General features: G+C 41.4%; 7 protein-coding genes. 4 read left to right on the top strand and 3 right to left on the bottom strand.

Translation table 11 applies throughout. The features are described from left to right. Window positions 1–134: 134 nt before the first annotated feature. The 3 genes from ctpB (at window position 135) to ANA7108_RS30930 (ending at window position 7,903) form a co-directional block, all read left to right on the top strand. Window positions 135–1,472, top strand: coding sequence for a carboxyl-terminal processing protease CtpB (gene ctpB / locus ANA7108_RS0112595; protein WP_016951152.1), 1,338 nt, complete (start codon window positions 135–137; stop codon window positions 1,470–1,472). Window positions 1,473–1,651: 179 nt separating this feature from the next. Next, a complete protein-coding gene (locus tag ANA7108_RS0112590; protein WP_016951151.1) occupies window positions 1,652–2,626 on the top strand; it encodes a glycosyltransferase family 2 protein in 975 nt (324 codons plus the stop codon). Window positions 2,627–2,788: 162 nt separating this feature from the next. Beyond that, the gene (locus tag ANA7108_RS30930; RefSeq protein WP_016951150.1) at window positions 2,789–7,903 is read left to right on the top strand and encodes a Calx-beta domain-containing protein; all 5,115 of its coding nucleotides are present in this window, start codon (window positions 2,789–2,791) and stop codon (window positions 7,901–7,903) included. A 219-nt stretch (window positions 7,904–8,122) separates the two neighbouring features. Here ANA7108_RS30930 and ANA7108_RS0112580 read toward each other — a convergent pair whose 3' ends face one another. After that, entirely contained in the window at window positions 8,123–10,474 is a 2,352-nt protein-coding gene (locus ANA7108_RS0112580; RefSeq protein ID WP_016951149.1) for a putative PEP-binding protein, read from the bottom strand. Window positions 10,475–10,684: 210 nt separating this feature from the next. Here ANA7108_RS0112580 and ANA7108_RS0112575 point away from each other — a divergent pair, with 210 nt between their 5' ends. Next, a complete protein-coding gene (locus ANA7108_RS0112575) occupies window positions 10,685–11,143 on the top strand; it encodes an MgtC/SapB family protein (RefSeq protein WP_026104153.1) in 459 nt (152 codons plus the stop codon). A 29-nt stretch (window positions 11,144–11,172) separates the two neighbouring features. On the opposite strand, the gene ANA7108_RS0112570 is transcribed toward ANA7108_RS0112575, so the two are convergent. Continuing rightward, window positions 11,173–11,586 carry a hypothetical protein gene (locus ANA7108_RS0112570; protein WP_026104152.1) on the bottom strand — a complete coding sequence of 138 codons (414 nt, stop codon included), beginning with the start codon at window positions 11,584–11,586 and terminating at the stop codon, window positions 11,173–11,175. 384 nt (window positions 11,587–11,970) lie between these two features. After that, window positions 11,971–13,083 carry a DNA replication/repair protein RecF gene (gene recF, locus ANA7108_RS0112565; protein WP_016951146.1) on the bottom strand — a complete coding sequence of 371 codons (1,113 nt, stop codon included), beginning with the start codon at window positions 13,081–13,083 and terminating at the stop codon, window positions 11,971–11,973. Window positions 13,084–13,152 lie beyond the last annotated feature (69 nt).

The raw sequence follows: 13,152 nt of genomic DNA, 5'->3' as shown, positions 1-13,152 counted from the left end.
AGTAATTTTCACATCATTTAAAAAGGGAAAAATGATGAATTAAGCATAGCTGAAATTTAGGGTATAAAAACTTGAAAATCTCAGGAAAGCCTGATTGTTAAACTGTCAACAATACAACTATTCCAATCCAATACATGAACCAATCTGCGAAACGTCACTCACCGCTCCAAGTAGCCTTGATTGGTGGAGCGATCGCCACAACTGCTACTCTATCTGTATTTGGTCAAGCTTGGACTCGCTCCGTTCACGCTGCTCTACAAGATAGTCCCAAAGCGTTAGTTGACCAAGTATGGCAACTTGTGAATCGTGAATATGTTGATGGCAAATTTAATCAACAAGATTGGCAAGCAACTAGGCAAAGCCTGTTAAATAAAGACTATACTTCCAACGAACAGGCTTATGTAGCTATCCGCGAAGCCCTACAAAAATTGGGAGATCCATACACAAGGTTTATGGACCCCAAGCAGTTTGAAACTCTAACCAGTCAAACATCTGGGGAAGTTTCGGGAATTGGTATTCGCATGGAAGTAAACGAAAAAACCAACCGCTTAACTGTCATCGAAGCGATTGAAAATTCCCCGGCGCTCAGAGCAGGTATTCAAGCTGGGGATGAGATATTGGCAGTTGATGGTAAATCTACTCTCAAGATGAAAGTAGATGATGCTTCTAATCTTATTCGTGGTAAAGCAGGTAGCACTGTCACCTTGAAACTGGGAAGAACTGGGAAAAATACGTTTGATTTAAAACTGACAAGGGCAACAATTGAAGTCCCCACAGTCCGTTATACCCTCAAGCAAGAAGGTGGTCGTCGAGTTGGCTATATTCGCTTAAGAGAATTTAGCGCCCACGCCGCTGATCAAATGCGACGGGCTATTCGCAACTTGGACAATCAAAAAGTTGATTCCTATGTTTTAGATTTGCGAGGAAATCCCGGAGGTTTATTGCAAGCAAGCATAGAAATTGCGCGGATGTGGTATGACAATGGTGGAATTGTCAAGACCGTAGACCGTGTAGGTAGTAGTGAAGAAACAAAAGCTAATCGCACTGCCTTAACAAATCGTCCTTTAGCCGTTTTAGTCGATGGTAACTCCGCTAGTGCTAGTGAAATTTTAACTGGCGCACTCAAGGATAATAAACGCGCAGTAGTTATAGGTGGTCAAACTTTTGGTAAAGCCTTAGTGCAATCAGTTCATCAACTAGCTGATGGTTCTGGGTTAGCAGTCACTATTGCCCACTATTACACCCCTAAAGGCACAGATATCAACCATAAGGGAATTACCCCCGATATCAAACTAGATTTGACAGCAGCCCAAGAGCGTCAATTGGCTTCTAATCCAGATTTAATCGGCACTCAGAGTGATCCCCAATATGCCCGTGCTATTGCTGTTCTTGCTAATAGCAAATTTGCTCAACCTGTTACCATTCCTAACTCACAGCCCCTCAGCAGTCGTGCTGAAGACTTGAAATTTTAAGTTTCTTTATCAGGTGTTCATGTATTTTTGTGATTAATTTTCTCCCACTCTTAAAATTAAGGGTGGGATTTTATTAGGGATTTGAGATTTTGGCAAAAACCAAATAGAGATTTCTACGGGGGTATCCCACTATATATACTGGTATATATTTATTAATCTAAGCCAGAAAATTTCAGATTATGAATAATCAACCAGTTGATGTAAATACCTCTCAAAGCTTTTTCCCCAAGGTTTCAGTAGTAATTCCTATTTATAATGGTGAAGCCGAATTACCTGATTTACTGAGTTGTCTTTTATGGCAAACTTATCCCAAAGATCAAGTAGAGTATTTACTGGTAGATAATAACAGTAGCGATCGCACTCTCTCCATTCTCAATACCAAGGCGGAAAATTCCCCTATTACTATCTGTCCCTTAAGTGAAAATAATATTCAAAGTTCCTACGCTGCACGTAACACAGGGATTAAAGCTGCTACGGGTGAAATTATCGCTTTTACTGATGCTGATTGTCGCCCCCAACCTCAATGGCTCAACACATTAATTCAGCCTTTTAGGAATTCAGAAGTAGTAATTGTCGCTGGGGAAATTCAGGCATTACCAGGTAAAAACATCCTGGAAAAATTCGCAGATAAACAAGAAACTTTATCCCAAAAACATACCCTTGCTCATAAATTTTGTTCCTATGGGCAAACTGCAAATCTAGGAATTCGTCGGACTATCTTTAACAGTTCTGGATTATTTCGTCCCTATCTTACCACAGGGGGAGATGCAGATATTTGTTGGCGCATTCTCAAAGGTAATTTGGGTAAATTAGAATTTGCACCAAATGCTATTGTTCAACATCGTCACCGAGTGACAATCAAAGAATTATCTAGTCAATGGCGACGTTATGGTCGTTCTAATCGTTACTTGCATGAATTGCATGGTGTAGACCTAATGCGAGAGATGACACCAGGAGAATACCGTTATCGTCTCTTCCGTTGGTTATTAAAAGAGTTACCAAAAGCAAGTATTAAAAATATTTTTGGTAAGGCTGATTTTGTAGATTTGTTAAGTACTCCTATTGGGTTATTTACTGCTAATGCGCGTTCTCAGGGACAACGAGAGGCAAAATTACTAGAAAATGCCAAAATGATTGAATATCTTCATGACTAAATCATTACGAATTCTTAACTTAAGTTTAATTTAGATCCCCCTAATCCCTCTTTTCAACGGGTATCTAGTAAGTGTTAACTCTCACACAGAAAAGTTTGCAAACACCCGCTAAGTGGTATCAAAATAAAGTTAAAATATTTGAGACGTATAAGCCTCTATATTATGACTACAGTAAGTACAACTGATTTAACTAGCATTACAGCCACGCAACTTGTCAACACTTTACTCGGCACTGGTGTGACAGCGACCAATATAACTTTTACAGGTGCAAACGTTGCTGGAGGTACATTTACTGGAGGGACAGCAGCAGGTATAGGTATAGATAGCGGTATTATTCTTAGCACTGGGAACATTGCTTTTGCCCAAGGTCCAAATAATACAAGTAGCAGAACCGGTAGCAATGGTAGACCAGGTGACAGTGATCTAAATTCCATAGTTAGTCCTCTCAGTACAAATGATGCAGCAGTATTAGAGTTTGACTTTATTCCATCGACGAGTACTATCAGCTTCTCCTATGTATTTGCTTCTGAAGAGTATCCCGAGTTTGTAAATTCAAGCTTCAATGATGTCTTTGCCTTTTTCTTAAATGGTGAAAACATTGCTCTCATCCCTGGTACGACAACTCCAGTTTCTATTAATACCGTCAATGCTGGTAGTTCATCCACTCCAGGAACCGGTCCGAACTCGTCGTTTTTCACTCCCAATTATGGAACTGCTTTTGATCTACAGTTTGATGGTTTTACAACTGTATTAAGTGCAACCGCAACAGGTCTCGTCCCTGGTGTTACTAACTCCATCAAGTTAGCGATCGCAGATACTGGTGACTCAGCTTATGACTCTGCCGTTTTTCTCCAAGCAGCTAGTTTTGGTAACGCAACTTCCGTCAGCGTCACAGCTACAGATAGCAACGCAGGAGAAGGAACAACACCTAACTTGGGTGTATTTACTATCACTCGGACAGGTAGCACGGCCAACGCCCTCACAGTTAATTACACAATTTCGGGAACTGCATCTGCCACCGACTACAATACTATTCCTTCTACCATAGTTATCGCTGCTGGTCAGACTTCAGCCACTGTTACTGTTACTCCAGTTGATGATGCTCTAGTTGAAGGAAATGAAACTGTCATCCTGTCATTAACTGATACTAATAATTACGATTTGGGAACAGCAAATAGTGCAACAGTGATTATTGCTGATAATGAGCAGCAGGATAATGCTGTCAATCTATCGGTTTCTCCTGCCACCGTCCTTGAAAACGGAACAACAAACTTAGTTTACACTTTCACTCGTCAGGGGGATACAACGAGTCCTCTAACCGTTAATTATAGTGTTGGCGGTGCAGCTACCTTCAATAGTGACTACACTCAAACAGGAGCCGGCAGCTTTAACGCCACAACAGGAACAATTACCTTTGCCACAGGAGCAAGTACAGCAACCCTAACCATTAATCCTACGGGAGATACCATCATTGAAAATGATGAAAGCGTTGCTTTAACCTTAGCTGCTGGAACTGGTTACAGTATCGGCACAGCCACTGCTGTCACAGGTACTATTCTTGATGATGACGCTCCTGTAATCACTTTAACTGTCAATCCCACTAGCGTCGTTGAAGATGGGACAACAAATTTAGTTTACACGTTTACCAGAACTGGCAGTACAGCTGCGGCCTTAACTGTGAACTATGGAGTTTCTGGCACAGCTACACTGAACACTGACTATGTTCAAACTGGAGCAGCAACCTTCACAAACACAGCAGGAAGCATTACTTTTGCATCGGGTGCAAGTACAGCAACTCTAACCATCAACCCCACAACTGATACCACAGTAGAGTCCAATGAAACCATAGCTTTAATCTTAGCTCCTAGTGCAAATTATGCGATCGGCACACCAGGAACAGTTACAGCTACAATCATTGATGATGACTCCCAGGCTCTACCAGTAATTACCGTAGCAGCTACAGATGCTAATGCTGCTGAAACCGCAACAGGTGAAATTGCTAATCCAGGAGTCTTTACCCTCACCAGAACAGGTAGCACAACTAGCGCCTTAACTGTTAACTACACCACCGCAGGTACGGCTACTAATGGTACTGACTACAGCAACCTCACGGAAACTGTAACTTTTGCTGCGGGTTCTGCAACAGCCACGGTGACAGTTAATCCCATTGATGACACCATTGTTGAAGGTACAGAAACAGCTATCCTCAACTTAGCTGCTGGAACAGGATATACCCTGGGTACGGTGAAGAGTGCCACTGTGAATATTGCTGATAATGACTTGCCTCCTCTACCAGTAATTACAGTTGTCGCCACAGATGCCAATGCAGCGGAAACCGCAACAGGTGAAATCGCTAATCCTGGAGTCTTTACCCTCACCAGAACAGGTAGTACAACTGATGCTCTAACTGTTAACTACAAAAACGACGGTACAGCCACCAATGGTACAGATGGTACAGACTACACCACCCTCACGGGAACTGTAACTTTTGCTGCGGGTTCTGCAACAGCCACGGTGACAGTTAACCCCATTGATGACACCATTGTTGAAGGTACAGAAACAGCTATCCTCAACTTATCTGCTGGGACAGGATATACCCTGGGTACAGCTACGAGTGCCACTGTCAATATTGCTGATAATGACTTGCCTCCTCTACCTGTAATTACCATAGCGGCTACAGATGCTAATGCTGCTGAAACCGCAACAGGTGAAATTGCTAATCCAGGAGTCTTTACCCTCACCAGAACAGGTAGCACAACCAGTGCCTTAACTGTTAATTACACCACCGCAGGTACAGCTACTAACGGTACTGACTACAGCAACCTCACGGGAACTGTAACTTTTGCTGCGGGTTCTGCAACAGCCACGGTGACAGTTAATCCCATTGATGACACCATTGTTGAAGCTACAGAAACAGCTATCCTCAACTTAGCTGCTGGCACAGGATATACCCTGGGTACAGCTAAAACTGCCACTGTCAATATTGCTGATAATGACTTCCCACTAGTCACTATTGACCTAAGTGAGAACCAAACCATAGTTGAAGGCAATACTAGTCCTCAAAGCGTTGCCTATACAGTTACTCTTTCCGACACCAGCAACCAAACCATTACCGTCCAATATGCAACTAGTAACGGTACAGCCATCGCAGGTTCAGACTATACTGGCACAACAGGAACATTAACCTTCAACCCAGGAGTAACAACTCAAGTTATCAATATTCCCATTCTCAACGACTCCATTAATGAAGCAAATGAAACCTTTACTCTGACTCTGACATCTCCTACCAATGCCAGTTTAGGTACGAAAACAAGCACCACCACAACCATAACCGATACCCTCGTTGCCTCTGTTACTACTACCCTACCTAGCAACGTAGAAAACCTTTCTCTAGAAGGAACAGCATCTATCAACGGTACAGGTAATGCTGGCAATAATGTCCTGATTGGTAATCAAGCCAATAACATTTTAGTTGGTGGCACAGGTGCTGATACCTTGAAAGGAAAGGCAGGTGCTGATACTCTCACAGGTGGAGCTGACGCTGACATTTTTGAATTTGGTGGTCAAGCTTTAGCTGTAAATCCAGAAACAGGGTTTTTGACAGAAACAGGCGCAAATTTAGGGTTTATAGGTCCAAAAACTAGTTTCATTGGCAAGGATATCATTACCGACTTCGCCACTGGAGTAGATCAGATTTTCCTGGATATTAGCACCTTTACATCTATAGGCCCCGCAGGTTTAGATTTATCATTGCTTGCTAATGGTTTTAGCTTAGTTAACCAAGCTACTAATGCTGGTATTGACACTCAGAATGCGTACTTGGTTTATAATCAAGGCACTGGAGACTTATTATACAATGTCAACTTGTCAGCTTTTGGTAATGGTGGCGGTGGAATCTTCGCTAACTTGGGAGTCGGTACAGCCTTAGCTGCTACAGACATATCACTCATTGGTGATAATGACTTATCACTGATACCAGTAATTACCGTAGCGGCTACAGATGCCAATGCTGCCGAAACAGCCACAGGTGTGACTGCAAATCCGGGAGTATTTACTCTCGCCAGAACAGGTGATCTAACTGATGCCTTGACTGTTAACTACACCACCACAGGCACGGCTACCAATGGCACTGACTACAGTAACCTCACAGGAACTGTAACTTTTGCCGCAGGTTCTGCAACAGCCACGGTGACAGTTAACCCCATTGATGACACCATCATTGAAGGCGCAGAAACAGCTATCCTCGATTTAGCTACTGGGACAGGATACACCCTGGGTACTGCTACGAGTGCCACTGTGAATGTTGCTGATAATGACTTGCCATTAATCACTATTAACCTCAGTGACGACCAAACCATAGTTGAAGGCAGTACTAGTTCTCAAAATGTTTCCTATACGGTTACTCTTTCCGACATCAGCACTCAAACTATTACTGTTCAATATGCTACTAGTAACGGTACAGCTATAGCAGGTTCAGACTATACTGGCAAAACAGGAACTCTGACCTTTAACCCAGGTGTTACCAGTCAAGTCATTAATATCCCCATTGTTAATAATTTCATCAATGAAGCCGATGAAACCTTTACTCTAAGCCTAACATCTCCTACCAATGCCAGTTTGGGTACAAAAACCAGTGCCACTACGACTATCACTGATACCCTGACTGCTTCTGTCACCACTACTTTACCACCCTTCGTTGAAAACCTTTCTCTGACAGGAACAGCATCTATCGACGGTACTGGTAATGCTGGAAATAATGTCCTGATTGGTAATCACAAAAATAACATTTTATTTGGTGGGTCAGGTGCTGACACCTTGAAAGGAAAGGCAGGTGATGATACTCTCATCGGTGGAGCCGACGCTGATATTTTTGAATTTGGTGGTCAAGCTGTAGCTGTCAATCCAGTCACTGGGTTGTCTGAGGAAACGGGTACAACTTTAGGGTTGATAGGTCCAAAAAGTATTTCCATTGGTAAGGATACAATTACTGACTTTGCTACTGGAGTAGATCAGATTTTGCTGGATATTAGCACCTTTACAGCTGTTGGTCCTGCCGGTTCAAATTTATCATTGGTTGCTAATGGTTTTAGCTTAGTTAACCAAGCTACTAATGCTGGTATTGACAGTCAGAATACTTACTTTGTTTACAATCAAGGTACTGGAGACTTGTTCTACAATGTCAACTTGTCGGCTTTTGGTAGTGGTGGCGGTGGAATCTTCGCTAATTTGGGAGTCGGTACTGTCTTAGCTGCTACAGATATCTCACTTATTGCTTAGTTATTTCTCTTCCATGTGAAGCTGCGCCAAATTTATTTGGTAGAGACGTTCCATGGAACGTCTCTACTGGTAAATTGCATCTTCATAAAAAAACTCTCCGCTTCCCCGCGTCTCCCTGTCTCCGCATCAGTCTAAATGATAAGTATTCAACTGGACATGATATTAGGCACTGTAAAAATTAATCATGGTATAATTTTGCCAAATTAATTGCTAACTGTTTCACAGATTCCCCAGTTGTCTACGTGCTGCTGTTAGGATAATATGCTGTTCGGCACGAGCGATCGCACTATAAGTTTTTTCTACTGCTTCTGGTTCCACAGAAATTGACGTAATACCCCATTCCACCAACTTATCAATAATTTCTGGATACAGGGCTGGTGCTTGACCGCAGATTGAACAAGGAATCCCCCCATCTTTAGCCATTTTAATTAATTGAGCGATCGCACCCATAACCGCTGGATGACGCTGATCAAATATACTTGCTAGTTCTCCTTGCTCTCTATCCACCCCTAAAATTAATTGAGTGAGGTCATTGGTGCCAATAGAAATCCCTGCTACACCTGCTTTAATATACTCTGGCAGCAAAAACAGCACACTGGGAACTTCCGCCATTATCCATAATTGAAAATGGGTATTTTGAGTTAATCCTGCTTGCTCAACTTTACGACGGCAAAATACAAACTCTTCCACAGTCCGCACAAAAGGTAACATCAGGTGAATATTGCTGTAACCACTTTTTTGTACAGCAGCTAAAGCCTCCAATTCTAATTCAAAAACTGTAGGATCACGTAAATAACTAAAAGTACCATGTTCACCTAATATCGATTGAGGAGAAGATAGTTTATAATCACTCAATGATGGCAAATCCTGCGGTCGCCAATCTAAAGACCGATAAAAAATTGGTCTTGGTGCAAAAGCGCCGGCAAATTGCATAATCTGCTCAGACCATAATTCTAATAATTCGGCTCTGCGTCCATTTAACAGCCAAACATGAGGATTTTGTCCATCCAAAATGTTTAGCACCATCAATTCTGAACGTAGTAATCCCACCCCATCTACAGGTAAAATTTGCACTTGTGAAATGAGACTCGGCTGGCTGAGATTAACCAGTAGTTGAGTAGCGATCATTGATTGAAAATGAGCAGGTGATAAAGAAGACATTATTTGTTTCTCTTCCCCACCTCCAGTATTTCCCCACCGTCCCATCTCTCCAACTCCTCCATCTCCTTTACTCCGATAAACTTCTCCCCTGTCGCCATCAAGCAGTAGTCGTTCACCAGTTTGAACCAGGTTTGTGGCATTTGTGGCGCTGACTATAGCGGGAATACCCAATTCTCTGGACAAAATCGCGGCGTGGCTGGTTAATCCACCTTGTTCTGTAATAATTCCCCCCACTTGATCGAGTAAAGGCAACCAATCAGGAGTAATTGCTGGTGCAATTAGAATCACTCCCTGGGGAATTTGTTCAGGTTTTTGTTGTGAACTGACAATCACATAGGCATTAGCCATCACACGTCCTTTACCTGCCCCTATTCCTTTGATCAAGTATGAACCGGGAATTGCTAATGGGGAGGCCTTCACTTGAGTGATGTAGAGTTTTGTAGATGAAGTTTCCTGAGTGATTGTCCACTTCATAGTCAACTTTGTACCTACTTCACTGACTAGTTGATTTCCTAAGAAAACAACTTGTGACAGTAATTCTGCTGATAAAGCATACTGTTTTTGTTGATGCTCACTTAGTAGGTAGGCCAACAGACAATTGTTGTCTATCGTTAACACTGATTCAGATTGGGATTCGCTAACATCTGAAGATGCAGGATCATAAACACGATAAGCAAGAATTTTATTTCCCAAATGTTGTTCGCGAACAAGTTCTGTTTTGTCTTGGATATAGTAAACATCTGGCAATACTTCTCCGTTGGTAATTGCCACTCCTAATCCCCAAGTAGCTTCAACATCTGTTCCTAACTTGTTGGCGTTGAATATACCAGAAGCGATCGCATTCTCTACTGGTTGCACTAATACCGCCAAATTAATTTGTTGTAAGTTAATGCCTACACTTTGCCAGTACAGTAGACTTCTGGCACGAAATAACTGACTCCAAACTAGTTTTAATGCCTCAGAGATCGCTTCTTGATCACAGGGACAAAACACGGACTCCAGCAAGCCAGAGATATTCCCCATTACCTGTATCGCTGCGGCTGATACTGCTAGGGTTGGACGCAATATTAAACATTTCTTTTCCCATGTTTTAGCAGCTTGGAAAATTGTACTTACCCAATGATGCGGTACAGTAGCAGAAATAATTTCCTGACGCAAGCGGCCAGCTACGTACTGAAGTTGTTGCCAATTAGCTGCATCCAAATGTAGGGAAGAATAGGGTAAGTCAGCAACTAATGACTCTGAACTATTGAGGGTTTCTAGAAATTGCCGCCAAACATCTGCCGAAACTACAAAACCAGGTACTACTGGGTAGCCCCTCTGCATAAATTTACTTAAGTAAAACGCTTTATCGCCAACTTTGGCGCGGTCTTGTAGTTTAATTTGGTCAAGCCAGTAGAGTTTATCCACTCAATTATTTAGGTGTCAGTTGTCATCCAAGTTCTTGATCAAGAGGCGCTTAATTGGCCTGCGTGGGCAGGATTTGTTTCTGTAGCTTCAGGCTTGAGGCTGAGATAAATAAAGCGCTAAAATACAAATTCAGTATTTATATTTTTTTTACGCGCATCTACTTACCAATTAACATAGAATATAAAATTACTTCTCGCAATCATAAATTAATTGACAAACTCTTTCTATGTTGCCAGCCATGATTGGCTGAACATCTGTTTTCGGCTTTGTCTGGCATTACTCATGGGCGGAATGATTGGATTAGAACGCCAACTTAGACACAAACCCGCTGGTTTAAGAACCCATATGTTGGTTAGTTTGGGTTCCTCTGTGTTTACTCTCATTGCTATCCAAGTCGGTGGAGAACAAATTACTGCTGATACTCTCAGTCGGGTGATTCAAGGTATTGCATCTGGTGTAGGATTTCTGGGTGCAGGAGAAATTTTACGGGAATCTTCTCAACAATCAAACTCACTGGAAATTCACGGACTTACTTCGGCCGCAGCGATTTGGGTGGCAGCTGCTTTAGGAATTGCTTCTGGTTGTGGTTTATGGCAGCTAGGATTAATTACTGCTGTGTTAACTGTTGTGGTTCTCAATATTTTTAAAAAAGTAGAAAAATTTCATTAGTGATTGGTAATCACGAAAATAAATACTGACTAATTAAACAATGACAAGGCTTTGGCAAAAATTTCTTCTTCTGCTCTTGTTTGGAGAATGGATTTGACTAACTCTATAAAGTTAGCATCACAGATATCGTCATTCTCTACGGTTTTACTAGCTGCATAAAAACTTACATTATCAATCTTTAATTCATTGGTAATACCTGTTTGCAGTTTAGTGGTTTGAGTATGCCAAGAAAGTGATTTACCACGTAAAGTAAATTGAAACCATATAATTTCATCATTACTTAATTCAAAAAAAATATCAAAATAAGGCTCTCCACCTTGTAACCAAATTTTCACTGTATCTGCTTTTAAAGATGGTTTGAGTAGCTTTGGCTCAATGCTTCTTAATGATGCACCTAGTGATTTAATTTCATCTTTATCTAATACATAATTTCTGCGATTCATATTTAATCCCATTTCACAAAATATCTGATGCAAATGCTTTAGGGCAGAATTTAAGAATTAAGAAACAGGTAACAGAAACAATATTTGTAATTCTTTTGGTAAAATTACAAAAAAAGGGAACAGGGAACAGGGAACAGATAAGAAACTTTAGTTCTGAGTTTAAAGCTCAGTAAAAAAAAGGATGTTTTTACAAGGAGAGTGACACGAAAAAAACAGTGTCATTATTTCAATCTCATGTTTTTAAACATGAGTTTTTCCTGTTAAGAGTTGCTTCCTGTTCTCGTCTGAATCATCAATTCACTTAATTCAACCTACAAATAAATTTCCGGTTTCCTGTTTTCCCTGTGTCTTTCTAAGTCTGTGAATTATGCAACTTAAATAACATTAGCTTAGTTCTCCTGCTTTCACACAGATAATTTGGGAAGACTTTAACCAATCTTGTTCAAAAGAACCTAAATGAGTAGTAGTAATCAATGTCTGAAAGTGGTCTTGGATAGCTTCAAACAATTGATTTTGACGGTATGGATCTAATTCTGCTAAGACATCATCTAGCAAAAGTAAGGGTGGCTCGTTGACAACTGCTTCGATTAATTTTAATTCCGCTAATTTTAAAGCCAGAACTAATGTTCGTTGTTGTCCTTGAGAACCATATTGACGAGCGGGTGTTTGGTTAATGATCAATTCCACTTCGTCGCGGTGAGGACCGACCAGGGTAATACCTCTATCTAATTCTGTAAGAGTTCGCTGTTGAATTTTAGCTAAAAATGCTTGTTGTACTACTTCGGGGTGATTTTTTTCGAGTGGGACATTTGACGCATAATTAACTTTTAAAACTTCTGTACTGCCACTTATACTAGCGTGCCAAGCAGCGGCAATAGGCGCTAGTTTTTGAATAGCTCTGTCACGTCTGATAATTACCCTGGTTCCAGCGGTGACTAACTGTGTATCCCAAATAGCTAGTTCTGAGTTTTGACTTTTGACTCCTGATTCCTGGCTCCTTTTCAAACAAGCATTGCGTTGACGTAGCACTTGGTGATATTGATGCAAAATGTGAGCATAAACTGGTTCGAGTTGAATTAAAAGTGTATCTAACCAGTGACGACGAACTTCAGGACTACCGCGCACTAATTCTAAATCCAAACTGGAAAACTCAACTGCATTAATTACGCCCAGAAAATCCAGTTGACGACGAACCGTTTCGCCATTAATAGCCACAGTGCGACGAGCATTACGGCGTAGTGTCAGGGTTAAGTCACTGATACCAGATGTTCTTTCTAGAGTGGCATGAATTTGGGCAATACTTTCCCCTTCTTTAACTAAATCACGATCGCGTGCCATCCGGTGCGAGCGCAATGTTGCTAATAACTCCACAGCCTCCAACAAATTCGATTTTCCCTGAGCATTATTACCTACCAAAATTGTTTTGGCAGCGGTAAACTCAATTTTTTGCTCTTGGTAATTGCGAAACTGTCGGAGGTGTAGGGTTTTTAGGTACATAGCATAGGGGATTAGGTATTGGGGACTGGGGACTGGGTATTGGGGACTGGGTAATAAATAGATAATGAT

It is taken from the genome of Anabaena sp. PCC 7108, assembly GCF_000332135.1.
Lineage (GTDB): Bacteria > Cyanobacteriota > Cyanobacteriia > Cyanobacteriales > Nostocaceae > Anabaena.
The sequence above is the reverse complement of the archived record's forward strand: the minus strand, read 5'-3'. Positions and strand labels throughout refer to the sequence as shown.